23 protein-coding genes are annotated in these 24,511 nt (G+C 44.1%); 15 read left to right on the plus strand and 8 right to left on the minus strand.

Going from position 1 to position 24,511, the window contains the following annotated elements:
* Positions 1-24 precede the first annotated feature (24 nt).
* Positions 25-888 carry a hypothetical protein gene (locus EWM62_RS16755; protein WP_129877826.1) on the minus strand — a complete coding sequence of 288 codons (864 nt, stop codon included), beginning with the start codon at positions 886-888 and terminating at the stop codon, positions 25-27.
* A 73-nt stretch (positions 889-961) separates the two neighbouring features.
* On the opposite strand from EWM62_RS16755, the gene EWM62_RS16760 reads away from it, so the two are divergent.
* Positions 962-1,777: a class I SAM-dependent methyltransferase gene (locus tag EWM62_RS16760; RefSeq protein ID WP_162499861.1), complete on the plus strand. Its 816-nt coding sequence runs from the start codon at positions 962-964 to the stop codon at positions 1,775-1,777.
* A 10-nt stretch (positions 1,778-1,787) separates the two neighbouring features.
* On the opposite strand, the gene EWM62_RS16765 is transcribed toward EWM62_RS16760, so the two are convergent.
* From EWM62_RS16765 to EWM62_RS16775, 3 genes are read right to left on the minus strand one after another with little or no spacing between them, the layout of a single operon-like run.
* Positions 1,788-3,611: an ABC transporter ATP-binding protein gene (locus EWM62_RS16765; RefSeq protein ID WP_129877828.1), complete on the minus strand. Its 1,824-nt coding sequence runs from the start codon at positions 3,609-3,611 to the stop codon at positions 1,788-1,790.
* Between the two features lie 45 nt (positions 3,612-3,656).
* Positions 3,657-4,757 (minus strand): glycosyltransferase family 4 protein, encoded by a 1,101-nt coding sequence (locus EWM62_RS16770; protein WP_129877829.1) that lies wholly within the window; start codon positions 4,755-4,757, stop codon positions 3,657-3,659.
* Positions 4,758-4,763: 6 nt separating this feature from the next.
* On the minus strand, positions 4,764-5,504 hold the full coding sequence (locus EWM62_RS16775; protein ID WP_129877830.1) for a glycosyltransferase family 2 protein: 741 nt from the start codon (positions 5,502-5,504) through the stop codon (positions 4,764-4,766).
* Between the two features lie 45 nt (positions 5,505-5,549).
* Between EWM62_RS16775 and EWM62_RS16780 the strand changes: the two genes are divergently transcribed.
* Complete coding sequence (locus EWM62_RS16780; RefSeq protein WP_129877831.1) at positions 5,550-6,446, plus strand: glycosyltransferase family 2 protein; 897 nt, start codon at positions 5,550-5,552, stop codon at positions 6,444-6,446.
* An 11-nt stretch (positions 6,447-6,457) separates the two neighbouring features.
* On the plus strand, positions 6,458-6,661 hold the full coding sequence (locus EWM62_RS19365) for a hypothetical protein (protein ID WP_162499862.1): 204 nt from the start codon (positions 6,458-6,460) through the stop codon (positions 6,659-6,661).
* Here the strand turns inward: EWM62_RS19365 and EWM62_RS16785 are convergent.
* Positions 6,646-7,443 (minus strand): glycosyltransferase family 2 protein, encoded by a 798-nt coding sequence (locus EWM62_RS16785; RefSeq protein WP_129877832.1) that lies wholly within the window; start codon positions 7,441-7,443, stop codon positions 6,646-6,648. The genes EWM62_RS19365 and EWM62_RS16785 overlap by 16 nt on opposite strands.
* 13 nt (positions 7,444-7,456) lie before the next feature.
* The gene (locus EWM62_RS16790) at positions 7,457-8,338 is read right to left on the minus strand and encodes a glycosyltransferase family protein (protein WP_129877833.1); all 882 of its coding nucleotides are present in this window, start codon (positions 8,336-8,338) and stop codon (positions 7,457-7,459) included.
* 110 nt (positions 8,339-8,448) lie between these two features.
* Here EWM62_RS16790 and meaB point away from each other — a divergent pair, with 110 nt between their 5' ends.
* Positions 8,449-9,354 carry a methylmalonyl Co-A mutase-associated GTPase MeaB gene (gene meaB / locus EWM62_RS16795; RefSeq protein WP_129877834.1) on the plus strand — a complete coding sequence of 302 codons (906 nt, stop codon included), beginning with the start codon at positions 8,449-8,451 and terminating at the stop codon, positions 9,352-9,354.
* A gap of 104 nt (positions 9,355-9,458) precedes the next feature.
* Here meaB and EWM62_RS16800 read toward each other — a convergent pair whose 3' ends face one another.
* Positions 9,459-10,745, minus strand: a complete 1,287-nt coding sequence (locus EWM62_RS16800; protein WP_129877835.1) for an aminopeptidase P family protein — start codon at positions 10,743-10,745, stop codon at positions 9,459-9,461.
* A gap of 212 nt (positions 10,746-10,957) precedes the next feature.
* On the opposite strand from EWM62_RS16800, the gene EWM62_RS16805 reads away from it, so the two are divergent.
* The 8 genes from EWM62_RS16805 (at position 10,958) to EWM62_RS16835 (ending at position 20,255) form a co-directional block, all read left to right on the plus strand.
* Complete coding sequence (locus tag EWM62_RS16805) at positions 10,958-12,265, plus strand: OmpA family protein (RefSeq protein WP_317127824.1); 1,308 nt, start codon at positions 10,958-10,960, stop codon at positions 12,263-12,265.
* A 73-nt stretch (positions 12,266-12,338) separates the two neighbouring features.
* Complete coding sequence (locus tag EWM62_RS19515; protein ID WP_203235071.1) at positions 12,339-12,482, plus strand: DUF6728 family protein; 144 nt, start codon at positions 12,339-12,341, stop codon at positions 12,480-12,482.
* Positions 12,483-12,502: 20 nt separating this feature from the next.
* Entirely contained in the window at positions 12,503-12,883 is a 381-nt protein-coding gene (locus tag EWM62_RS16810) for a RidA family protein (protein WP_129877836.1), read from the plus strand.
* Positions 12,884-12,896: 13 nt separating this feature from the next.
* Positions 12,897-15,002, plus strand: a complete 2,106-nt coding sequence (gene recG / locus EWM62_RS16815) for an ATP-dependent DNA helicase RecG (protein ID WP_129877837.1) — start codon at positions 12,897-12,899, stop codon at positions 15,000-15,002.
* Between the two features lie 53 nt (positions 15,003-15,055).
* On the plus strand, positions 15,056-16,444 hold the full coding sequence (locus EWM62_RS16820; protein ID WP_203235072.1) for a M20/M25/M40 family metallo-hydrolase: 1,389 nt from the start codon (positions 15,056-15,058) through the stop codon (positions 16,442-16,444).
* A gap of 77 nt (positions 16,445-16,521) precedes the next feature.
* Positions 16,522-17,829, plus strand: coding sequence for an MFS transporter (locus EWM62_RS16825; protein ID WP_129877839.1), 1,308 nt, complete (start codon positions 16,522-16,524; stop codon positions 17,827-17,829).
* 129 nt (positions 17,830-17,958) lie between these two features.
* Positions 17,959-19,740, plus strand: a complete 1,782-nt coding sequence (locus EWM62_RS16830) for a tetratricopeptide repeat protein (protein WP_129877840.1) — start codon at positions 17,959-17,961, stop codon at positions 19,738-19,740.
* 149 nt (positions 19,741-19,889) lie between these two features.
* A complete protein-coding gene (locus tag EWM62_RS16835) occupies positions 19,890-20,255 on the plus strand; it encodes a response regulator (RefSeq protein ID WP_129877841.1) in 366 nt (121 codons plus the stop codon).
* A 256-nt stretch (positions 20,256-20,511) separates the two neighbouring features.
* Here the strand turns inward: EWM62_RS16835 and EWM62_RS16840 are convergent, their stop codons facing one another.
* Positions 20,512-21,825 (minus strand): polysaccharide deacetylase family protein, encoded by a 1,314-nt coding sequence (locus EWM62_RS16840; protein WP_162499863.1) that lies wholly within the window; start codon positions 21,823-21,825, stop codon positions 20,512-20,514.
* Between the two features lie 164 nt (positions 21,826-21,989).
* Between EWM62_RS16840 and EWM62_RS16845 the strand changes: the two genes are divergently transcribed.
* The 3 genes from EWM62_RS16845 to EWM62_RS16855 are packed head-to-tail and all read left to right on the plus strand — an operon-like array spanning position 21,990 to position 24,094.
* Positions 21,990-22,580: a TetR/AcrR family transcriptional regulator gene (locus EWM62_RS16845; RefSeq protein ID WP_129877843.1), complete on the plus strand. Its 591-nt coding sequence runs from the start codon at positions 21,990-21,992 to the stop codon at positions 22,578-22,580.
* A gap of 4 nt (positions 22,581-22,584) precedes the next feature.
* The gene (locus tag EWM62_RS16850; protein ID WP_238989379.1) at positions 22,585-22,818 is read left to right on the plus strand and encodes a hypothetical protein; all 234 of its coding nucleotides are present in this window, start codon (positions 22,585-22,587) and stop codon (positions 22,816-22,818) included.
* A gap of 4 nt (positions 22,819-22,822) precedes the next feature.
* Complete coding sequence (locus EWM62_RS16855) at positions 22,823-24,094, plus strand: MFS transporter (RefSeq protein WP_129877844.1); 1,272 nt, start codon at positions 22,823-22,825, stop codon at positions 24,092-24,094.
* Positions 24,095-24,511: the final 417 nt, after the last annotated feature.

A 24,511-nucleotide genomic window follows, 5' to 3' on the forward strand; every position in this document is an offset into this window, starting at 1 on the left:
TTGATGCTGGATTGTTATCCGGCTTTATTTTTTTGCCGACCGCTGTTTTCTTGACTCCCAAAAGCGGCAGAAAAGATATCCCCCACCTTTATAATGCTCGGTCATTAAATACTTGGCGTCGCCCTGGTAATGCAGGGTTGCAAACCTGATGAGCCGGCCCGTTTGCAATTGCTTGCAATAAGGAAGGTTATTTTGCCAATAGATCTTTTTCCGGCCGTTCTCCATTTCATAGCCGTCGGAGTTGTTGATGGATACATCAACGGCCAGTTCGTTATTGATAAGATCCACCTTCAGGGTCTCATTCGGATGATCGCGGAAGTAAAGGTGAAAAAGGCTCATATCGCATATACCGCCCATCAGTTCGGGATCATTAACAAAAGGCTCGTAGATGTGCTCCAGTTCTTTTGTAGCTTCCTCGTCAGTATAGGCATGCATCAGGTACCTGCAAAAGCTGCTTATTGCATTAAGGTTTTTAAAGTAAGTAAAGGCGGGCATACCCATATCAGGGCAGGTATTTGCGATAGAACAACCTTTAAAAAGGGATACCATTTCGGTTACGTTTTGAAACAGCAATACATCCGAATCGAGGTATATAAAGCTTTCGATATTGTTTTCGCGGCAAAAGGCCTCGATATAAAACCAGCGCAAAAAGCAGTTTAGCTCATACACCTCGCCATTGGTGGTGCGGTGTACATATACATCAGAAAAAGCGGTTACAGCGCTTTGGTATTTGCTTGCCAAAACATGGGTAACAAAAGCATACCGGTTATTCCGTTTATCGCCCAGCAAATAAACAATAGAATCCGGGTTAAAATATTTGGCCTGTTTAAGGCTGTATTTTAAATACTTAGAGTTACCGTTATGAAAAAATATGATAGGTATTGCCATACTGTTAACGCGTTCCGCTGTTTCAATTTGCAAAGATGTTTATTTAAAAGTGCAAAAAAGTGCATATTTAAAAATGCAAAGCAAGATAACCGGCGGCGACACTACCTATTTATTTACAGCGCGGATACTTAACAAGTATGATATAAAGTATTACCGCTGCAACCAAACCGGTTTTATACAAACCGAAGAGCCATACTGGCTGGAAGAGGCTTACTCATCGGCCATAACCAAGCTGGATGTGGGCCTGCCTTATCGTAATATTTATTTAACCGATAAGATCAGCAGGATATTACTACCCAACTTTAATTATAAAGGCATTTTTTTAGACTACGCCGGTGGTTACGGCTTGTTTACACGATTGATGCGCGATAAGGGTTTTAATTTTTACCATACCGACCAATACTGCCAAAACCTGTTTGCGGAGTATTTTGATCTGAAGGACCTGCCCGCCAATACCCATTTTGAAGCGGTAACGGCTTTCGAAGTATTTGAGCATTTGCCCGACCCGGTGCCACAGATAAAACAAATGCTTGAGTTTTCGGACAATCTGATTTTCAGCACTGAGTTACAGCCCGCCACCATAAACAGCGTGGACGACTGGCCATATTTCGCGACCGAAACGGGGCAGCACATCGCCTTTTATAACGAAGCATCCTTAAAAGCCATAGCCGACCAACTGGGTTACCACTTTTACACCGATGGTAGCTTTGTACATTTATTTACCAAAACAAAATTTAACATCAACCCGCTTGTACTGCCAAAAGAGGGCTACCTGCTGCGCAAAGCACGGCGGCTGATACAAAAAGCTGAAAGAAAGATGGGCATGCCCGACGGACTGCTTCTGCGCGACTGGCAATACATCCGGGATAAGCTTAACGCTAAAAGTTAGATACGCCCGGTCAATCCGCCTGGAAGGTTTGCATATCGATAAGCTTGCGGTATAACCCGTTATGGCTGATCAGTTCCGGGTGCGAGCCCTGTTCAATTACCCTTCCGCTCTCCAGCACCACAATGATATCCGCATTTTGGATTGTACTTAAACGGTGGGCTATAATTAAGGATGTACGGTTTTTCATCAGGTTGTTTAGTGCATCCTGCACCAGTTTTTCCGATTCGGTATCCAGTGCTGATGTGGCCTCGTCAAGCAGCATAATGGGCGGGTTATTTAACACCGCGCGTGCTATACATATGCGCTGCCTTTGTCCGCCGGATAGTTTTGCCCCGCGGTCGCCTACGTTGGTATCATAGCCATTTTCTGTTTCCAGGATAAAATTATGGGCATTGGCAATACGTGCCGCGGCCTCCACATCGGCAGGTTTGGCATCGGGTTTACCAAAACAGATGTTGTTGTAAATAGAATCGTTAAACAAAACAGACTCCTGGTTTACCACACCCATCAGGCTCCTTAACGACCTGGCAGTTATGCCTTTAATATCGTGCCCATCAACTGTAATGCGTCCTTGCAGCGGATCCATAAAACGGGGGATAAGGTCCATCATGGTTGATTTACCACCACCCGAAGGCCCAACCAATGCCACGGTCTTCCCTTTAGGGATTTCCAGCTTAACATGCGACAGTACCGGTTTCTCCTGGTAAGCAAATGACACATCTTCAAAACGGATAGCATCATCAAAGCCAGCAATATCAATGGCGTTCGGCGCGTCGGTCACCAATGGTTTTTCATCTATCAGGCTCAATACCCTTTCGCCCGCGGCAATGCCCGAGTGGATGCTGCTGAACGAATCGGAAATGGCTTTGGCCGGGCGCATAACCTGCGAGAACAGCGCGATGAAAGTAACGAACTCCGGCGGCGACAATGCCGAGGTTTTATTTAACACCAGGTGCCCTCCGTATAAAACAATACAGGCAACCATAGTCACCCCAAAAAACTCTGATACGGGCGATGCAAGCTGCTGCCTGCGGGCCATTGATTTGGTGATGCGCGAGTAATTCTGATTTTCCCTGTCGAACCGTTTTTTAATAAACTCGGTGGCGTTAAATGCTTTGATAATCTTGATGCCCGATAGTGCTTCGTCGAGGTAGCTGATCATGTTGCCATACGTTTGCTGCGAGGCTATCGCCTGCTGCTTTAACCGTTTTACAATACGCGATATCACAAACGCCGAAACCGGGATAACCAGGAATGAATACAAAGTAAGGCTGGGCGAGATGAGGAACAGCAGTACCAAAAAAGCTATCAATGTTAAAGGTTCTTTAAACACTACCTGCAAGGTCCCTGTAACCGAGAACTGTACCACCTGCACATCTGATGCTACCTTTGATATGATGTCGCCTTTACGCTCGTTACTAAAAAAACCCATATGCAGGCTCATCACGTTATCAAATAAAGTACGTCGCAGGTTTAAAAGGGTATGCACACGCAGGTTTTCCATAGTACGCTGCGACAGGTAACGAAAAAGGTTGCCCAGCAACGCCGATACTACAATGGTACCGCACACAAATTGGAGCGCGCCCCAGGTACCGTAAGTATTTGTAGCGTATTGCACATAATATTTAAAAGTGGCCATCAGGTCGAGCAAGGCCGGTTTTTTGCCAAGTTCCACATAAGCGCCGTCTTTATTAAAAAGCGTTTGCAGCAGCGGGGCCAGCAAAGCGAGGTTAAGCGTGCTGAATATGATAGAGAATATGGTTGTTATGATATAAGGTATCGCGAATTTCTCAATAGGCCTTGCAAACGATAAAAGCCGGAGGTAAGTTTTCATTTAAAAAATTAAGATACAAAATTATATAAAATTGCCCATGTAAACCTAAAGGCTTTTTAATAACGTACTGTAAACCTGTATGGCATTATCAATACACTTATCAAAGGTATAAGTCTGCAGGTTTTGCTGCCCTTTGCTGATAAGGTTTTGGCGGGCAGCATCATCATATAGCACCTTTTCTATAGCGGCAGATATGGATGCTTCATCCGCAGGGTCGAAGTACAGGGCGGCATCGCCGGCCACTTCCGGGAAGCAGGTTGTATTACTGCAAACCACCGGGCAGTTATTGGCAAACGCTTCCAAAAGCGGGAAACCGAACCCCTCCTGTAACGAGGGGAAGGCAAACAGCCGGGCCTGGCAGTACATTTGTTTCAGTTCGCTATCGGTTGCGCTTACCTGGTGGCATTGGCTGCTGATATTTAAATCGGCAAAGAGCTCCTTTTCGGCATTTGTAAAAGCCCCGCCGCCTGCGCAAACCAGGTGCAGTTCTTTGTCGTGGTTTAATAGCTTACTTATCGCCTTAACAAAAAATATAAAGTTTTTATAATGCCAGCGCTCGCCTACAAATAGGATATACTTATCCGGTAGGGTTAAGCCGGCATCAGCTGAAGCCGTGTTAGGGATGTAGCCATGATGCACCACCGTTATTTTATGTTCAGCATGCGGATAGTATTTAATAAGATCCTGCTTGGTATGTTGCGATATGGCTATAATGGCATCCGCGCTTGCTATAAGCTGCTTCTTTTGGGCAATTACCTCCGCTGCATCGCCGAATAACTGCGGCAGGGATTCGTGGATCATATCGTGAACGGTAACAACAAACGGCCTTTTAATATACTTTAAAAAGTATGGGTCGTAATAAGTGGGATGAAAGATATCAAAGTTGTTCTGCCGCAAATTCCATTCGCAAAAACGGCGGTTCCATCGTATTATGCGGTTGCGGTGCCCATGGAATAAAAATTTGCCAGCGGCATTGTTAAATGGCAGGTGCAGGTCTTTTATATACTCGTTTTCGGAATATAGGCCGCATATTTTACTGCTGATGCCCGGCCTGGTATTTAAGCCCGCGTTTAAACCGGCAAAGTACCTGGAGATACCCCCATAGCGCTGCAACGAAAACTTTTGATGATCAAACAGTATCTTCATTTACGGTTAATAAAAGTTGCTTCCCGGCTTGCTTTGTTCTTTGCGGCGCTTATATAAAAAGCGCAGGTACATTAACCAGCCCATGCTTTGCTTTATCAGTTGTGGCTTTTCCCGCTTAAACAGGTCATCGCTGGTTGTAGCCGAAAAGCCTGTTAAATTATACCAAACTACTTTTATGGAGTAATATTGTTTTTTGATAGAGCTATCGCCCCAGCATTGAATGTTAAGCGCATAATCTGCATAAACCTTATACCTGCTGCTGTAGCTGTACGTTCTAAAAACCTTTGCCGGGTAAAATAATGTTTGATGGTTAAGGCAGTACTTCGCCAGTCGGTATGCCGAAAACGCGCCCTCCAGCATGTCACCGTCAGATTCCACATCGCCATAATAAAGAGTATCTTCATCTTTAAGCAAGGTGGCCATTTGGCTAAAGCCGGGCAGCAGCCTATCGTCGGCGCCCATAAAGTATAGCCATTTGCCGGTGGCTTTTTTTGTGCCCTTGTTCATGGCGTCGTAAATGCCGTTATCCGGCTCGCTTACCAGGCAGGATATGTACTTTTCAAACTCTTTTAAAATAGCGGGTGTGCCATCGGTACTGCCGCCGTCAATAACAATAAGTTCCAGGTTTTTTTCCTGCTGATCGATAACAGAAAGCAGGCAATCTTTTAGCACATCTGCCGAATTAAACACAGGTATAATAATGCTGATAAGTGGTGCCGTAACCCGGTTCTGTTTGTTATTCTCCATTAGTAGTGTTTGTAAAATTAAAGTATTTTTGCCCAAACACCAACCATGGCTGTAAGCATAGATGTTATTATACCGTCATTCAGATTAAACCCGGCCACCTTGCTGCCGATACTTAACCTGTACAGACCTGTTAATACCATTAAATTTTATCTCGTTGCAGATAACCCATCGATAAAACCTGATGCTGCTATTTTAAACCTGATAGATAACATAACCGTTTTTCTGTTAATAAACGAAACTAATAAAGGGGCATCAGAAACGCGGAACCGGGGCATTGAAGCCGGCCAGGGCGACTGGATCTTGTTCCTGGACGATGATATTGATGTGCCTGCTGATCTCCTATCCGTTTACTACAATGCCATAACCGCGCGCCCCGATGAAACAGGTTTTATTGGCGTGGTAAACATGCCACCCGAACCAACTCTGTTTGCCAAAGCGGTAAGCGCCAATGGCTCGATGGGGATATTTACCGTAGCACAGCAAAAACCTGACTTTGCCTGGGGCGCTACCGCCAACATTATGGTGAACCGCGAAGCTGTTGGCAATGTACGTTTTGCTGATGCTTATCCCAAAACAGGTGGCGGCGAAGAGGTGGAGTTTTTTTTAAGGGTGAGAGAAAAAAATAATTTCCGGAATTATAATAGCCTGCCGGCCGCAGCGGTTATACACCCATGGTGGGGCAATGGCAAAACCGACTTTTTACGCTTTTACCGTTATGGCAAAGGCAACAGCTACCTGGCGCAACGCAACCCAGCTTACCGCTGGTACGACTTTTTGAACACACCCGAAACGTTATTAATTACCGTTATTACACTGGTATGTACAATGCATCAGCGCCTGCACCTGGCAGTTTTCTTTTTCTTTATTACCACTATTATAATTGAATATATAGTGAACATTGTACGGGTGCACCGCAGCACAAAAAAATATCGCCGCTGTTAGCGGCATATGTAATGCTGCTGCGCAATGTTTATGAAAGCGGCATATTGCTTGGTAATCTATCGCGCGGGCGTTTGCAGGGGATTGGCGAGCGTTTTAATTATGAGGGGGGTACCAGGCAGCAGCACTTTCGCCTTAATCGCTTTAAAATAATAAAGCTGCTGCTTTATGCCATTAGCTTATATATTATATACCGATTTGCTTACACTTCGGCATAGCCGCTATCGCAATACGTAAGTTTTTCATCAACGGTGCGGCGGTATATTACCTCGTTTGAGCGATAACTGGACCGCGAGTTTTGCTTGTGGAACAGGTGGTACATAATAGCCACCATTTTCACACGTTTTTTATACACTCCTGAGTTGATAAGGCGGGCAGCAAACTCATAATCCTCCCAGCCCCACCCTTCAAAATTATTGTAATAGCCATTTACCTTAATATAATCCTCGCGCCAAAATGCCAGGTTACACCCTTTTACATTAAATGGATCGAGCGGCTTGGTATCATAAAACTTTGCAAGCGGTGGTATACGGTACGAATTAAACCGTGTGTATAGTCCTCCTGATAAAGGGTTAAGATCAACATCTTTATTCTTTATCAGTTCGTTAGTTTTTACTTCGCTGATCATAGCACGGCTACCCTGCACAAAAAAGCCCTTTTGGGCCTGCTTAATATGGTCGGCAATAAAGCGCCGGTCTAAAACAATATCACCGTCAATCTCTATAATGTAATCGGTCTCGGCCATTTTAACAGCCATATTCAACACCTCGCTTTTACGGAAACCATTATCCTCGTGCCAGGCGTGCTTAACCGGGATGTCAAATTTTTCGCGGTAGCTGTCTATCAGTTGCCGGGTATCCTCCCCCGATCCGTCATCAGCTATTAAGATCTCATCTGGCATTTGCGTTTGCTGCAATACGCTTAAAAATACCAGTTCGAGCGCACCGGGCCAGTTGTAAGTTGATATTAAAAGGGCTATAGTGAAATTACGTTCTGCCATGTAAGTGCTTATACTATTTTACAATTTTATAATTCCTGTATTCGCTAACCCGCCAGCCGGTAAGGTCTTCAATTTTTTGCAGCAGCTTTCTTCTAAAGTTCATTTTTTTTCGCAGTTCTTCGGCATCTACCTCTATTTTCCAGTTGGTGGCGGCTATGCGCTTTTTCATTACCGCCGGGTGTTCGCCTGTAAAAGGCAATAAACGGTCGGCATTTTTATAATCAAACTCAAAAGTTTCGGGCAGGTTTTGTTCCAACCATGCATCATCATGATAAAACCGGTTAAAGTTGCGCACTTTGTTTTTTAAGCCTGCGGGTGGTTTCACCCATCCATAATGATAAATATAGGCATCTATCAGTTTTACCCCTATTTTATGGTTATCTGCCCACCTAAACCCCTGCGCGTCGCGGTACGAGCGAATGTTTTTATTGTTCCTTAAGATCCTGATCTCGCGGCGGTACCACCTGCGCGAGTGCCCGTAAAAATCATATGACCCATAAAAATGCAGGTATTTAAAAAGCAGCCCCTCTACCTTGTTATCGGCAAGGTTGTCTTCCATCTCCTTTTTTATTACCGGCAGGTATTTTTCGTGTACCACTTCATCGCCCTGTATGTAAAAAGCCCAGTCGCTATCATCCGAGATGGCATTAAACGCTTTATCTGTTTCGTCGGCAAAAACCTTGCCCCCATCGCGTATATCGGTATCCCAAACGGTGCGGATCATCCTTATTTTTGGCGAACCGATATCGTTTATCAGCTTTTCGGTTTCATCTTCGCTATCGCCAAGCGCCACAATAAACTCATCGCATATTGGCAGTATAGATGTTATAGCCTCTACAATGGGGTAGTCGTTTTTGAATGCATTACGGATAAACGTGAAGCCCGAAACTTTCATATTGGTACAACTAAATATTGCTGCAAATATAATTATCTAAGCCTGCTCATTTAATATTATTATGCCATGATTAATTATCACGTATTTTTGTTTCTTTATAGCCGCAGAAAATGGCCGTTACCACGCAACATATTAAACCCCATTGCACCGATTTCAGATCGGTTGCGCGTGCGCTAACCGTTGTTGAAAATAACCTTGCCGGCGCTGCTCAACTTTTAAAAGGCCTTACCTTTAATACACAAACACCTGTTATAGGTATAACAGGCCCGCCGGGCGCGGGCAAAAGCACGCTGGTAAATGCCATCATTAATAACCTGGTACAGGGAGGTAAAAAAGTAGCTGTGCTGGCTATAGACCCAACCTCGCCATTTAATTTCGGGGCGTTGCTGGGCGACAGGATCCGCATGGCATCGCACTTTAACCATCCGGATGTTTTTATCAGGTCGCTGGCGACGCGGGGGTCGCTGGGCGGGCTATCTGCAAAAACTATTGAAATGACAGATGTGCTTAAGGCATCGGGCTTTGACAATATCATTGTAGAAACGGTTGGCGTGGGGCAGTCGGAAGTAGAGATTGCAGGCCTTGCCGATATTACTTTTGTAATGTTGGTACCCGAGGCAGGCGACGAGATCCAGAACATTAAATCGGGCCTGATGGAAATTGCCGACGCCTTTATTATTAACAAGGCCGACAGGGACGGCGCGGAACTATTTATCAACAACCTTAAAAAAATATTACAGCAAAGTAAAGATGGCAAGCTGCCCATATTTAAAACCGTCGCTTCCAAAAACGAGGGGATAGATGCTGTAACAAGCTTTATATTGTCCAACCCCAAAACAAACAACACCCGCCGCGAACTGCTGCTCACCCAAAAAGTTTACAACATCATCCAGCAAAATAAAATGGCAGGGATTGATAAGCAAAAACTACAGCAGGATATTGCCAAGGCCTTAAAGGAGGATACATTTAATATATATCAATTCGCAGAAACATACGCAGCCCCCCCCGCCCCCTGAAGGGGGAGCTTTTGAAAAGCAAAAGGCGAAACGTATCGGACGTTTCGCCTTTTTAACTAATATAAAATTCTACTCCTCCTTCAGGGCGGGGGGGGGCTTCGCTTCTAATTCATCAATTCTTCAATCTCCTCTGCCTCAATAGGGATATGGGCCATCAAATCGCGGTTGCCATCTTTAGTGATCAGGATATTGTTTTCTAAACGGATGCCCAATCCTTCTTCGGGGATATAAATGCCCGGCTCGCAGGTTAAGATGTTACCAACTTCAAACGGTTTGTAGCGGCTTGCGTAATCGTGCACATCCAAACCCAAATGGTGCGATGTGCCGTGCATAAAATACTTTTTATATAACGGGGCTTTGGGGTCCTGCTTATCAACCTCGTGTTTTTTTAATAATCCCAGGTCAATCAGTTCACCGGTCATTATATTTCCTACCTCGTCGTGGTAATCGTTCCATACGGTGCCGGCCACTATCATTTTAGTAGCGGCGCGCAGTACACGCAGTACGGCATCGTATACATCGCGCTGGCGTTTGGTAAAGCGCCCGTTCACCGGGATAGAGCGGCTCATATCGGCATTGTAGTTGGCGTATTCGGCAGCCCAGTCAAACAGTATTACGTCGCCATCCTTACAAACCTGGTTGTTATCAATATAATGCAAAACAATAGCATTTTTTCCTGACGCTATTATAGGGCTATAGGCATGGCCGGTTGCGCGCTGGCGCAAAAATTCGTGCGTTATTTCGGCTTCAATCTCATACTCGGTTACGCCGGGCTGTACAAATTTTAGTACGCGCGTAAATGCATCCCTGGTAATATCACATGCTTTTTGGGTAAGCGCTATCTCAATTTCTGATTTTACCACACGCAGGTCGCGCAGTACCGGTGCCGACCGTTCGTAATGGTGCAGCGGATACTTTTGGCGAAGGGTTTCCAGTAACCTCAGGTCGCGATAGGGCACAGTATGCACGTAACGGTCGTTTTCGTTGGTATTGATATATATATTATCGGCATAATTTATTATGCTGTGTAAAATGCCGTCGTATTCGTGCAGCCAGTAAATTTGCTGAATGCCCGATGCCGCGCGTGCCTCTTCTTTGGTATACTTGTGTCCTTCCCAAACAGCTATATGTTCGTTGGTTTGTCTTAAAAAAAGTACTTCTTTGTATTGCTGATTAGGACAATCGGGGTACAATAGCAGGATACTTTGCTCCTGATCTATACCTGTGAGGTAGTAAAAATCGGGATTTTGCTTAAAAATGAACGATTGATCACCATTTCTCGGAAATTCATCATTTGAGTGAAATATAGCAATTGAGTTGGATTTTATTCTCGAAACGAAATTTTTTCTATTAATTGTAAATAACTGTTCGCTAACAGGTAGATATTTCATAAATTATAAAATATTAAATTATACAAAAACAAATTATTTATGTTGTTTGTAGTAGATATTATGAATTTTGGAACAAGATTTGGTATTTGTTTCAAACATAATTACTAATTTTGAAAAAAATCACAATTAAATCGTTTAATCTTAAAACTATGAATTATTCTACATTAAAGAAATCAGTAGCATTATCATGTGCTTCTTTGCTGGTTGCTGGGATGGTTAGCGCACAGACAGACTCTGCCGCAACTACTACCACTACCACCACAGACACTATGATGTCTTCTACAGCAACCACTGCCAAGGTATTTGGCGGGAGAGGTCAGTACAAAACCTGGAGTATAGGTTTAAATGTTGGCGCAACATCACAGGTTCTTGCAACCGGTGGCAGCAACGACTTCAGGAACAAAGTAATTGAATTAGGTTACGGCCTGTCTATAAGGGATCAACTGGGCCACAACTTTGGCTTACAGTTAGATGTACGCGGTGGTAAAGTTTCCGGTAATAACAGCAGCCTTGGTAACAATGGCAACTATTCAACTAAATTCTGGCAAGCTACTTTAAGTGGTGTTGTTAACGTTGCAACTATCGACTTTATCCGTCGTAAAAACTCTGTTAACTTCTTCTTAACCGCTGGTGCTGGTTTAGCTATGTACAACCCAACTGGTGTAACTGCACAAGGCGTACCTTTTGATTACAAAAACGGCGCTGCAGGCGGTAACGCAGGTACCGGTAGCTACGTTAGAGAATATGTAGTGCCAATTGGTGCTGGTGTTAAATTCCGTTTAAGCGACGCGGTTGCCTTAAACTTCGGTTACACCGAGAACTTTATTGATGGTGATAACTTTGATGGTGTTAAATCTCCGTCAAACTCTAAAGATCACTACTCATACGGATACGGTGGTTTAGAATTCACTTTGGGTTCAAAATCAAAACCAAGCTTAGAGTGGGTTAACCCTGTAGCTATGATGTATGACGAATTATATGATGCAGCTTTACGCCAGGAAGTTGAAGCTCTTAAAGGCCGTGTAACTAACGTTGAAAACGCAGTTACTGATCTTAAGAAAGATTCTGATGGTGATGGTGTATCTGATCAATTCGACAAATGCCCTAACACTCCTGCCGGTAGCGTAGTTGACGGTTCTGGTTGCGTTATCGTATTCCCGGCTGCCGCTGCTGCTGCTGATACTATGACTGGTACTGCTTACTCAAACATCCAGTTTGAATTTGACAGCTCGGTGTTAAGGACTTCATCTTACCCAGTGTTAGATGCTACTTCAGCTGACTTACGTTCATCTGGTAAAACTGTTGAGATCGATGGTTACGCTTCATCTGAAGGTACTGCTGCTCACAACTTGTCTTTATCACGTGACCGTGCAAACTCTGTAAAAACTTACTTAGTTAACTCAGGTGTTTCTGCATCAAAATTGAAGATCAAAGCTTACGGTGAAACTAACCCGATAGCTGATAATTCAACTGAAGAAGGACGCGTTGCTAACCGTCGCGTTGCTTTCAAACAAAGATAATATCCAAATAAATATTATTAAGAAGCCCTCCGAATAACTCGGAGGGCTTTCTTTTTTTTACTAAATTTGTGTTATGTACTTTTTTAGAAAAAAAGACCCCAACAGGCCTACCAGCTTTAATCTTAAAGTAATGCATATAATTAATGCCATTGCCATAAGCATGTTTTTGGCCGGCATAATCTGGAAGCTTGTGCAGTGGTTCATCCTAAAAAAGTAATATCTAAACACAACGCCACCATGAAAACCATCATCAATACCAGCAACGCCCCCGCGCCAATAGGCCCTTACAGCCAGGCTGTTGCAGCCAACGGTTTATTATTTGTTTCGGGCCAGGTACCCATTAACCCAAAAACCGGCGAGATCGTTACCACCGGGATAGCCGATGAAGCAAAAATGGTGATGGAAAACCTTAAAGCCATATTGGATGAGGCTGGGATAGGTTTTGACAGCATTATTAAAACAAACATCTTTTTAACCGATATGCAAACCTTTTCGCAGGTGAACGATGTTTATGGCTCTTATTTTACCGCCGATTTCCCCGCGCGCGAAACGGTGCAGGTTTCGGCGCTTCCAAAAGGTGTTAATGTAGAGATCTCTGTAATTGCCTTAAAACCCTGATCAGGTATAAAAATTGAATAATCAGCAGTTTCAAACACCCATTGAATATTTAAAAGGTGTAGGCCTGTCCCGTGCGGATGTGCTTAAAAAGGAATTGCAGATATACAATTTTGAAGACCTTTTAAAGCATTTCCCTTATAAATATATTGACCGTACCCGGTTTTATAAAGTACGGGAGATACAGCCCGATATGCCCTATGTGCAGGTGCTGGCCCGTTTAACCCAAAAAGAAATTATTGGCGAAAAGCGCACCAAACGTTTGATTGCCCAGGCACACGATGATACCGGCACTATTGAACTGGTATGGTTCCAGGGGATAAAATGGGTGGAGAAGATGCTGGTACCCGGCAAGGTTTACGTATTGTTTGGCAAGCCCGGCTTTTTCAATAATAAAGCCCAGATGGCGCACCCCGAAATGGAACTATACATCCCCGGCGCGCAGCAAAAAGGAAACTTAACCCTGCAGCCTGCTTACAACTCAACCGAAAAATTAAAGCAGTTTACCTTAGATAGCAAAGGCCTGCAAAAACTGATTGCCGGCCTGTTGGAACAAACCGCAAAAGATATCCACGAAAATTTACCGGATTATATCCGCAACCGTTATAAACTTGCGGGCAGGCAGGAAAGTTACCGCAACATCCATTTCCCTAACGATGCCAACCAGCTAAACGAAGCCCGTTACCGTTTAAAATTTGAAGAGCTGTTTTTTTTGCAGCTAAAACTGCTGCGTAACAAACTGCTGCGCACCCAAAAGTTCAAAGGCAATATCTTTGAATCGGTAGGCGATTACTTTAATGAGTTTTATCACCACAAACTGCCGTTTGCTTTAACCAATTCGCAAAAGCGGGTTTTAAAAGAGATAAGGCTGGATACCCAGCGTGGTGTACAAATGAACCGCCTGCTGCAGGGTGATGTGGGCAGCGGTAAAACAGTAGTTGCTTTAATGAGTATGCTGATAGCTATTGATAATGGTTTCCAAACCTGTATCATGGCCCCTACCGAAATTTTGGCCAACCAGCATTACCAAACCATAAAAAGTTTGGTTGGCGAGGGCTTTATAGAGGTAGCGCTATTAACCGGGTCGGTGCCTAACAAGGCGCGCAAAGTTATCCACCAAAAGTTAGAAGACGGCACGCTGAATATATTAATAGGTACCCACGCGCTTATTGAAGATAAGGTGCAATACAAAAATCTTGGCCTGGTGGTGATAGACGAGCAGCACCGCTTTGGCGTAGAGCAGCGCGCAAAGCTTTGGCGAAAAAATATCATCCCTCCGCATATACTGGTGATGACGGCCACACCAATTCCCCGCACCCTGGCCATGACCATGTATGGCGACCTGGATATTTCTGTAATAGACGAATTGCCTGCCGGGCGCAAGCCTATCCAAACCGTGCATTTTTACGAAGCCCAGCGCCTGCGCATGTTTGGCTTTATGAAAGATGAGATTGCCAAAGGCAGGCAGATATACGTGGTGTACCCCCTGATAAAAGAAAGCGAAAAGCTGGACCTGAAGAACCTGATGGATGGCACCGAAATTATGTCGCGCGAGTTCCCCTTACCCAAATACCGTATCAGCATTGTACATGGCAAACTAAAGCCCGCCGAAAAGGAATTTGAGATGCAGCGCTTTGTTAAAGGCGAAACACAAATAATGGTTGCAACAACCGTGATAGAGGTTGGGGTTAATATCCCAAATGCATCTGTTATGATCGTAGAGAATGCCGAGCGGTTTGGCCTTTCGCAATTGCATCAGCTGCGTGGGCGTGTTGGCCGTGGCGCCGAGCAATCTTTTTGCATACTGATGAGTAACGAGAAGCTTAGCCACGATGGCCGCATCAGGCTAAACACCATGGTAAAAACTAATAACGGTTTCGAGATAGCCGAGATAGATATGCAGCTGCGCGGCCCCGGTAATATCGAGGGCACGCAACAAAGCGGCGTGCTCGACCTGAAAGTTGCCGACCTTACCACCGACCAGGAGATACTACAGCAAGCCCGCAACCTGGTTATCGAGATATTTGAGAAAGACCCCCAGTTGGCCGCCCCCGAAAACCAGATCCTTAACCTCGCGTTCCAGGCAAAAAACGCCGGCCTAAGCTGGGATAAAATATCCTGATGAGTTGATAAAAATGCGCGGCAAATATTACATTTGCTTAAACGCTGCTTATCATGAAAAAAATCCTGTTACTTTCTATCGCATTACTATCCATTACACTTTGCTCGCAAGCGCAAGATTCCGTTCAGATCCGTAAATTTTACGACGAAGCTTTGGTTAACGGCCAGTGTTACGAAAACCTGCGCTACCTGTGTAAAAAAATCGGACAGCGTTTAAGCGGCTCGGCAGGTGCGGCAAAATCGGTCGATTGGAGTAAAAAGCTAATGGAAAGCTACGGCTTTGATAAAGTTTACCTGCAGGAGGTAATGGTGCCGCATTGGTTACGCGGCGCAAAAGAACAAGCCTACATTATTGATGGTAAAAAAAGAATAGCTGTGCCTTTAGTGGCGCTGGGCATGTCGGTAGCTACACCCGCCGCAGGCATAACCGCTAATATTGTTGAGGTACGGAGTATAAAAGAATTAGATGCCCTGGGCGAAAGCGTTATTAAAGGTAAAATAGTTTTCTTTAACGGCCCTTTCGATCAGCGTTTTATCGAAACGGGAGCTGGTTACGGCGCGGCAGGTATCCAGCGCTTCGCGGGCCCGGCTGCAGCGGCTAAATATGGTGCAGTTGGCGCAATAGTACGGTCAATATCATCGGCGCTTGACGATTACCCGCATACCGGCGGCACCGTTTATGTTGATGGTGTAAAGAAGATCCCCGCAGCGGCCATATCAACCCTTGCCGCCAATAAGCTTAGCAATATGCTTAGGCTGCGCAAATTGCCGCTTATTAAATTTTATTTTAAGCAAAACTGCCAAACCCTGCCCGATGCAAAATCATACAATGTTATTGGCGAAATAACCGGGAGCGAGAATCCTAATAAATTCATTACCGTTGGCGGCCACCTCGATTCGTGGGATCTGGCCGAGGGCGCACATGACGATGGTACGGGCGTAATGCAATCTGCCGAGGTATTAAGGATCTTTAAAGCGACAGGTTATCGCCCAAAAAACTCAGTAAGGGCAGTATTTTTCATGAACGAAGAGAACGGCCATAAAGGTGGTATTAAGTACGCCGAATTGGCTGCCGCGAATAAGGAAGAGCACATTGCTGCAATTGAAACAGATGAAGGCGGCTTTACCCCGCGCGGTTTTAGTTTCCAGGGTGTATCTGCAGATTTTTTAAAAGATATAAACAAAAAATGGAAAGGCCTGCTGGAGCCTTATGAGGCCGACCGGCTGGTAGCAGGCGGCGGCGGTACCGATATTGGCCCGCTAAAAGAAACCATCCCATCAATAGTGCTGATAGGTTTCCGGCCCGATTCGCAGCGTTATTTTGATATTCATCACTCAACCAATGATGTTTTTGAGAACGTGAACAAACGCGAGCTGGAATTAGGCGCCGCTGCTATAACGGCTTTGGTTTACCTGATAGATCAGCATGGGTTAAATTTTTAACAGTTCTGTGTCAATTGCATTTTGAGCAGGGCTGCTACTATTGTAAATTGCGGCCTCCAACTAATACATCCCCATAAGTGCCAGACGAGGAAAACATCGCCCCCCGTACAGATTCATTCGCAGCCCTTAAATACAAGGACTTCCGCTCGTATGTAGGCATGCGTTTTTGCTTTACGTTTGCATATCAAATGCAAACAGTTGTGCTGGGTTTTTATATTTATGAGCTTACACACAGTAAAATAGCGCTGGCTTTTATAGGTTTGAGCGAGGCCATCCCGGCGGTGGGCATAGCGTTGTATGGTGGTTATATTGCCGATAAGTACGAAAAGCGAAAAATGCTGCTGCTGATATTCTCCGGCGTGTTTTTATCATCGTTTATTATGTTTATAGCCACCATGAACAGCGTGGTTGGCTACATGCATATACACGGGTTGCTAATTGTGCTGTACAGCATGATTTTTTGCAATGGGGTTGCCAGGGCATTTTACGGGCCGGCAACATTTACCATTTATGCCCAAAGTGTCCCTAAAGAAATTTACCCCAATGCCAGTACCTGGAGCAGTTCCAGCTGGCAGGTAGCATCTATACTTGGGCCCTTAACAGGCGGTTTTATTTATGGCTTTGCCGGCCATATTATGCCGGGCCTAAGCGGTATAACTGCTACTTTTGGTTTGGTGCTTATATTAATGCTGATATCGTTATACCTGGTTTTCAGGCTGCGCGCATATCCTCCTGTATTTATCCCCAAAGAGAATATATGGATAAGCCTTAAAGAAGGCCTCAACTTTGTATTCACAAACAAAATAATGTTCTATGCCATGAGCCTTGATCTTTTCTCGGTGTTTTTTGGTGGTGTGGTAGCTTTATTGCCTGTATTTGCCCTTGATATTTTAAAGGTAGGTGCCGAAGGGTTGGGGATAATGCGTATGGCATCGTCATTAGGTGCCGCGCTAACTATGCTTGCCATGATCCGTTTTTCGCCCATGAACAAGCCCTGGCGCAATTTGCTGGTAGCGGTGCTGGGCTTTGGCATTTCTATAATAGGTTTTGGCCTTTCGCACATATTTTACCTGTCGCTGCTGTTTTTATTTTTGCAGGGCGCGTTCGATAGCGTTAGCGTTATTATCAGGGGTACCTTAATGCAGTTACTTACACCCGACCATATGCGCGGCCGGGTATCGGCAGTTAATTCCATGTTCATCGGCTCGTCAAACGAAATAGGCGATTTTGAATCGGGTGTGGCGGCCAAACTTTTAGGCACCATTCCCGCTGTAATATTTGGCGGTAGCATGACCCTGGCTATCGTATCTATTACCTGGCTTAAAACTAAAAAGTTCATCCCATTATCCTTAAAACAGATCCAGGAACCCGAAGCTATTAAGTAGCACCTCGCCGGGGTGTAAAACCACTTTCTTTTAAGCTATAATTCAGCGCTATTAATTGCAAAAAAGTATTCACCTTTAGTAAATTTAACAGTTGAGTTATTCTTCTGATTAATTTAAATTAATTAAGCATTGGGTTCTAAATATTTAAATATCCTGTTAGGTAAATCAATAACCGTTTTATTATTATGGTTATTGGTTACTGCCCCTTTGTTTACCTACGCGTTACAACCCCGGCCCTTATACCAGCCCAATCTTTTTACAACCCTGGCCGATACTGCAGATAACCACCGTGTGGAGGCCGCAAGGGCAATATACCGTAATAACTGCCGTAAAATGAGCGAGGCCGATGCCATGCGGTGCATCGATGAATTAAAACAACTGGCGCTTAACTTAAACGACCTGCCGCTTATTTGTGCTGTATATGATATGCGCGCCGATTATTATTCGGTAAACCGCGGGTATAATAACTTAAGTACCGGATACTATGACGAGGCAATAGCATTTGCACAAAAAAACAACATGCAGCTGCAAACAGGTATTTACCAGCACCGTAAGGCCATTTATTATTTTGTTTATAAAAAAAATGCGGCAGCGTGCAGATATTTCCTGTTATCCGAAAAAAATTTAAACGAGGTTGGGTTTAACAATGTGCCCAATATCAGCATCCTTTTTTCAGAAACGGCCAATTTTTATTATTCCCTGGGCGATTTTGATAACGCCCGCGAAAATTTACGGCTTGCGTTAAAATACCAGGGTGCATCAGCGCGGGGCCGTATCAATATTACAAATACTATTGGGCTTACCTATCGTAACAATGGCCAGTATGGTACTGCCTTGAGCTATTTTAACAAGGCCCTGAAGATGGCCAATGTTACAAAAGACAGCGTATGGATAGCTATTGCCACGGGCAATATAGGATCGGTTTATTTTTTGCAGCATAATTATGGCAAAGCGCTGCCGCTTATAGAGGCTGATTACCGGCAATCGCTAAAATACGATGAACGGCTTAACTCGGCCATTGCATTGTTACGCCTTATTCGTATAAATATTGATCAGGGGAAATTTAAGCAGGCAGGCTTGCAGTTAGATACAGCAGACAAGTTGCTGCTTAATACCGGCGAGGATGTTTTAACGCAAAGGGTGCAGTACTACGAACTTGCAGCCATACTAAACGAGCGGCTTGGTAAGGATAAGGAAGCAGACCTATATCGCGACAGATCAGAAAACCTGCGGGATAGTGTTGCCAAAAGGGATAATATTGCAGCCATTGAGCGCGTACGTTTGCAATGGGTAACAGAAAAAAGCCGCGAAGAATTTAATAATCTTAAAAAAAGCGCGCAGATAAGCGCCTATAAACAAAATACCATAATTGTAGTGTTATTACTATTGGTAATAATAACCTTCCTGATACACAACCGCCAAAGGTTAAAGGCAAAAAAGGACAGAGAATTAATGGAGTTGGAAAAGCGGCGGGTGGACGATGAGTTGAAAAGTGCAACACAGGCATTACGCGGGTATACCGAAAACCTGATGCAAAAAAACATATTGATAGATGAGATCAAAGCCGAGCTTGAGAACGTACAGATAAAATATAGCTCTGCTGATGTTGCCGGTACACTTGATAAAATGATGCAGGCCCATATCATGACCGATGATAACTGGGCGCAGTTTAAAAAACTGTTTACGCGGGTACATAGCACTTTCTTTTATAACCTGCGCCACAAATACGGCAACTTATCCGGAACGGATATACGGTTACTTGCGCTTATTAAACTAAAACTTAATAACCGGGAAATGGCAGGAATGCTTGGTATCACTGTTGATGGTGTAAAAAAAGCTAAACAACGCCTGCGTAAAAAAATGAACATTTTAGAAGATGAGGAACTGGAAAACGCAGTAAACATGCTTTAAATGCATTAAAGGTGCATTTGTCTTGATTTTGTCCACCCTAAAAATTATTGAAAGCATGTGTTTTAACTGATATTTGAAAAAGCAACTATAGATTAAATTACTAAGGTGTAAACATTTATAATTAATATCTAACTAAAAAGTTAATCTTTATGCAAAAGTTGTACATTTATATCGTAGAGGATAACCCTTTAATAGCTTACGCTTTAAAGAAAATGCTTCTGAATATAGGCCACAACATTTGCGGAATAGCCGAATGCTACGATGAGGCTGTAAAGGACCTTAGGGTTATGAATGTTGACCTGGTGATAACCGATATAATGCTAAAAGGCAACCAAAACGGTATCGACCTGGCACATTATATTAATCATCATTTACATATCCCGTTCATATTTCAGTCATCGATAACATGTAGGGATATGATAAATATGGCCAATAAAACCAGGCCAAATGCTTTTTTGCCAAAGCCGGTAAACAAATCGGATATGATAAAGGCGCTTGCTATGTTAGCCGCATAGTATTAATAAACTAATTGATTGTTAAAGTTTACAATACCCCTGAATGGAAACAAGACAAAAAAAAACCTGCCCGCACTGCGGAAAAGGTAAACTAACCAACCGGGCACGAAGGCCCGCGCTGGTTAAAGCTACATTATTCTGGCTCCCTCTAAAACGATACTCCTGCAATATCTGCAATAAAAAATCATACGTATACGGCTCTGTTTACGAAACCGCGGAGGCAGAAAATGCTGGCCCTGACGAATAAAATTTGCACTTATATGCCCGTTAATATAACCGGTGCGCTGTTAGGGTAAGCATGGTATAGCACATAGGCCCCGCCATCGGCACTTATTACCTTAACCACCTGCGACTTTTTGCCCTGCGTTGCCTTTACAGTTTTCCAGGTTACAGGCACGTTGGTTTTTAATGTTAGTGGTAAATTATACATCCCCTTATCAAGCGTGTGCGAAAGGTTAACGGTAATTAACCCTTTGCCTTGTTTAGTTTGCACTTTTGCCGCCTGCCTTTCGCGCATGTAGCGGGTAACGTTACCAAAGGTTGCTACCCATAGGTTTTGCTCGCGGGCTTTTATATAGCTAAAGTAATCGTCAAGTTCCTGTCGCGGTAATGCTTCCCAGCCAATCCCCTCTACACCATGAATGGTTAGCACCAGCCAGGTGTTATTCTTATTAACCGTGGTATCAACCCAGGCCTTCATCATGGGCAGGGGCGTTTTAGTAGTAGCGCCCCGCTGAAACTGTATATACTCTTTATCGGTATTACCGGGGTTGCTGCTGTTACTGCGTGTTATCTCTTTTAGCCATGGCTCGGGCATGCGGTTACGTAACGCCGGATAAACCTTGTAAGCGTACTGCATCACCCGTTCGTTTTCGGTTCCAAACGGCCCCTCGCCCGAAAATGTGTATTTAGCACCCAGGTGAGCCAGGATATCCAGCCGGCTTTTCTCCATTTCGTACTTCATATTAACCTCATCCAATATGGCCAGGCGTGGGTGGGTTATCATGTGGCTGGCAAACTCGTGTCCCTGCGCGGCAAACGTCCGGATCTGGCCCCAGGTAGTACCGTGCGCATCCATATACTCCGGGTTATGTTGTACGCCCGGTTTAAACTGGCCGTTACGCACTTTACTGTACAACTCATCTATCAGCTTTATCGCCTTATCCGTTTTACCGGCATCCACCGCCGAGCCTGCATTGTAGTAATAATCCATAGGCCCAACCAATCCCAAATAGGATGCTGCCGAAGCCCGTTCAAACAGGTTATCCTTGTTAGTAGGGATAGTAGCCGTTTCTTTAATGATCTCTTTTACAGGCCGGCCAATAAACTTACCCTGGTACTGCGAGCCGGGGATCTGCCCGGTGATAATAAAAAAAGTAGCCGGAAATTTATACCTGTTCAGCATTGGTAAAGCCACCTTAAACTGGTTAATAGATCCATCGTCCCAGGTGATGGATACCGCGCCCTTTTTATCGTCCTGCCAGCGGGTAATTTCGGTTTTCGCGGGCTGGGCGTTACATAGGTTAGCTATAAAGCACCCTGTTATAAACAGCAACAATAAATTTCTCATGGCTAAATGCATATTGTTTTAGCTAATATAAAAAGTTACGGGCAGTTATTCGTCTTATAAATAAACGGTCACAACATTGTTAACATTTGCATCACTACAAAATATCACAATAAATTTATAAATGAATGAATATTCATTTATATTTGTAGCGAAATACATTTAACATGCGTATTAGAAACACCGATAAAGTACAGCTGGTAAAGCAAAAAGCCATCGAGTTGATAGTGAGGGATGGCCTGGAAGGCTTTAGCATGAACAAACTGGCTAAGGCTTGCAGCATTTCTGTGGCCACGCTTTACATCTATTACAAAGATCGCGATGATCTGATCCTGAAAATAGCTATTGACGAAGGCAAGATAATGGGCGATGCCATGATCAAAGATTTTGACCCGGCCATGCCTTTTGAACAGGGTTTGCGCAAGCAATGGGAAAACCGCTATGGTTATATAAAAGCTAACCCCATCATCACGCTGTTTTTTGAGCAGCTGCGTAGTTCATCGTACCAGCAAAGCTTCCTGTCGTCCTTCCTTACCGATTTTAAGGTGGTGATGGGCAAGTTTATGGATAATGTAATAGCCCGCGGCGAAATTGACAAAATGCCGTTTGAAACGTACTGGTCGGTAGCATTTGCGCCTTTGTATAACCTTATCCGTTTTGAGAGCGAGGGGCAAAGCTTAAGCGGCAAGCCATTTAAAATGACCGACGAAATACTTTGGAAAACTTTTGACCTGGTTGTAAAAGGCCTTAAAAAGTAAGCTTATGAATACGATAGAAAACTTTGACCACATCCTGTTATTTAAAACCAACATTAACTGCGAGGGCGACAAACAGTTGCTGCACACCCTGCTGGATACCAATGCCGATATCAAATGCTGGAGCGTAGATATGGAAGATACCGATTGTGTGTTAAGAATAGTATCGTACACATTAAGCCATCCGCAAATAATTGAATTACTAAACAACCACGGCTATTACTGCTGTGAACTAACCTGACACAATGAAAGATCAAGAACCTGTAGCATTTACCGGCTACCAAAAATTTGTAATATTTATATTGGCCATTACCCAGTTTACCGTGATATTGGATTTTATGGTGATGTCGCCGCTTGGCGATATGCTCATGAAATCGCTTAACCTAAAACCACAGGCTTTCGGTTTCGCTGTATCTGCCTATGCGTTTAGCGCGGGTATCTCGGGCTTATTAACCGCGGGTTTCGCTGATAAGTTCGACCGTAAAAAGCTATTGTTATTTTTTTACATGGGCTTTATTGCCGGTACCATATTTTGCGGCCTGGCGCATACCTACGCCGTACTGGTAGCAGCACGCATTATCACCGGCCTGTTTGGCGGGGTTATCGGCTCCATCTCTATGGCCATCATTACCGATCTGTTTGCCTTGCAGCAGCGAGGCCGCGTAATGGGCTTTGTGCAAATGGGCTTTGGCGGCAGCCAGGTTTTGGGCATACCCATTGGCCTGTACCTTGCCAATGCCTGGGGCTGGGAGGCGCCGTTCTGGATGGTAGCCTCGTTAAGCATTGTTATAGCTATACTGATAGCCGTAAGGTTAAAACCAGTGGCAGACCACCTTAAAGTGCAAAAAGACAAATCGGTTTACAAGCACTTTTTACATACGGTTGCCAAGGCCGATTACCGTGTTGGCTTTGCATCTACCGCCCTGTTGTCTATCGGTGGGTTTATGATGATGCCCTTTGGTACAGCCTTCGCGGTTAACAACCTGGGGCTAACCAACGCGCAGCTGCCCGAGCTGTTCATGGTATCGGGGATAAGTACACTTGTGATAATGCCTGTTGTTGGCAAGCTGAGCGATAAGATAGATAAGTTTAAAATTTTTATCGCGGCATCCGTATGGACTATGATCATGTGCGTGGTGTACACCAACCTGGGCGTAACCCCTTTGCTGCTGGTTATGGTTTTTAACATTTTAATGATGATGGGCGTGATGAGCCGCATGATACCATCATCGGCACTTACCAGCGCCATCCCTGAACAGGCTGACCGTGGCGCTTTCATGAGCATCAACGCATCGTTACAGCAAATAGCGGGTGGTGTGGCCGCCGCTGTTGGGGGCTTGATAGTTACCCAGCAAAGCAAGGGCAGCCCGCTACAGCATTACGATACTGTGGGTTATGTGGTGGTTGGCATATCTATACTTAGTATCCTGCTGATGTCGAGGGTAGATAAATTGGTTAAAAGGAGAATGGAGAGCAGCAAGGCCGCAATAGTACCCGAAGAAGCTTTGGCGCATTAGGCATTTACACTTTTTAAAACAGTGAAATTTCCTTAGTATTAACCACTCCTACTATAAACAAAGAGGCCTTTTATGTATGTTATTAAGGATAGAATAGTGGTATAATATAAAAGTTGACATGGTGGACTACCAATCATTGTTTCAAAAAGAATAAATATTTTCCTATTTGTCTGGTCATGCCCAAAAAGAAACTTATGATTATTGTAACTGATAAAAAGGAGTGTATTAGTCCTATAACTATGGCGACAATCAATACAAATAGACTTCTATATGTTATGAAAAATACATAAATCGAGAGTTTATTTAGTAATAGCTTTTGCCGTTGTTTGGTAAACGACAATTCAGCTTTTTTGAATTTTCTTTTTTTTGCCACCCTCGTAAGTGTTTATATTTCCTTTTTTATTGATATAACCAAAC

This window comes from Mucilaginibacter terrigena (assembly GCF_004168255.1).
Classification (GTDB): domain Bacteria; phylum Bacteroidota; class Bacteroidia; order Sphingobacteriales; family Sphingobacteriaceae; genus Mucilaginibacter; species Mucilaginibacter terrigena.

What these genes read in the sequence shown, in the direction of transcription:
- EWM62_RS16770 (WP_129877829.1), bottom strand. Translation starts at nt 4,757, where the DNA reads ATGAAGATACTGTTTGATCATCAAAAGTTTTCGTTGCAGCGCTATGGG.
- EWM62_RS16820 (WP_203235072.1), top strand. Translation starts at nt 15,056, where the DNA reads ATGAAAAAAATCCTGTTACTTTCTATCGCATTACTATCCATTACACTT.
- EWM62_RS16755 (WP_129877826.1), bottom strand. Translation starts at nt 888, where the DNA reads ATGGCAATACCTATCATATTTTTTCATAACGGTAACTCTAAGTATTTA.
- EWM62_RS16765 (WP_129877828.1), bottom strand. Translation starts at nt 3,611, where the DNA reads ATGAAAACTTACCTCCGGCTTTTATCGTTTGCAAGGCCTATTGAGAAA.
- EWM62_RS16845 (WP_129877843.1), top strand. Translation starts at nt 21,990, where the DNA reads ATGCGTATTAGAAACACCGATAAAGTACAGCTGGTAAAGCAAAAAGCC.
- EWM62_RS16790 (WP_129877833.1), bottom strand. Translation starts at nt 8,338, where the DNA reads ATGAAAGTTTCGGGCTTCACGTTTATCCGTAATGCATTCAAAAACGAC.
- EWM62_RS16760 (WP_162499861.1), top strand. Translation starts at nt 962, where the DNA reads ATGCAAAGCAAGATAACCGGCGGCGACACTACCTATTTATTTACAGCG.
- EWM62_RS16780 (WP_129877831.1), top strand. Translation starts at nt 5,550, where the DNA reads ATGGCTGTAAGCATAGATGTTATTATACCGTCATTCAGATTAAACCCG.
- EWM62_RS19365 (WP_162499862.1), top strand. Translation starts at nt 6,458, where the DNA reads ATGCTGCTGCGCAATGTTTATGAAAGCGGCATATTGCTTGGTAATCTA.
- EWM62_RS16775 (WP_129877830.1), bottom strand. Translation starts at nt 5,504, where the DNA reads ATGGAGAATAACAAACAGAACCGGGTTACGGCACCACTTATCAGCATT.
- EWM62_RS16840 (WP_162499863.1), bottom strand. Translation starts at nt 21,825, where the DNA reads ATGAGAAATTTATTGTTGCTGTTTATAACAGGGTGCTTTATAGCTAAC.
- EWM62_RS16850 (WP_238989379.1), top strand. Translation starts at nt 22,585, where the DNA reads ATGAATACGATAGAAAACTTTGACCACATCCTGTTATTTAAAACCAAC.
- EWM62_RS16785 (WP_129877832.1), bottom strand. Translation starts at nt 7,443, where the DNA reads ATGGCAGAACGTAATTTCACTATAGCCCTTTTAATATCAACTTACAAC.
- EWM62_RS16810 (WP_129877836.1), top strand. Translation starts at nt 12,503, where the DNA reads ATGAAAACCATCATCAATACCAGCAACGCCCCCGCGCCAATAGGCCCT.
- meaB (WP_129877834.1), top strand. Translation starts at nt 8,449, where the DNA reads ATGGCCGTTACCACGCAACATATTAAACCCCATTGCACCGATTTCAGA.
- EWM62_RS16800 (WP_129877835.1), bottom strand. Translation starts at nt 10,745, where the DNA reads ATGAAATATCTACCTGTTAGCGAACAGTTATTTACAATTAATAGAAAA.
- EWM62_RS19515 (WP_203235071.1), top strand. Translation starts at nt 12,339, where the DNA reads ATGTACTTTTTTAGAAAAAAAGACCCCAACAGGCCTACCAGCTTTAAT.
- EWM62_RS16835 (WP_129877841.1), top strand. Translation starts at nt 19,890, where the DNA reads ATGCAAAAGTTGTACATTTATATCGTAGAGGATAACCCTTTAATAGCT.
- EWM62_RS16805 (WP_317127824.1), top strand. Translation starts at nt 10,958, where the DNA reads ATGGTTAGCGCACAGACAGACTCTGCCGCAACTACTACCACTACCACC.
- EWM62_RS16855 (WP_129877844.1), top strand. Translation starts at nt 22,823, where the DNA reads ATGAAAGATCAAGAACCTGTAGCATTTACCGGCTACCAAAAATTTGTA.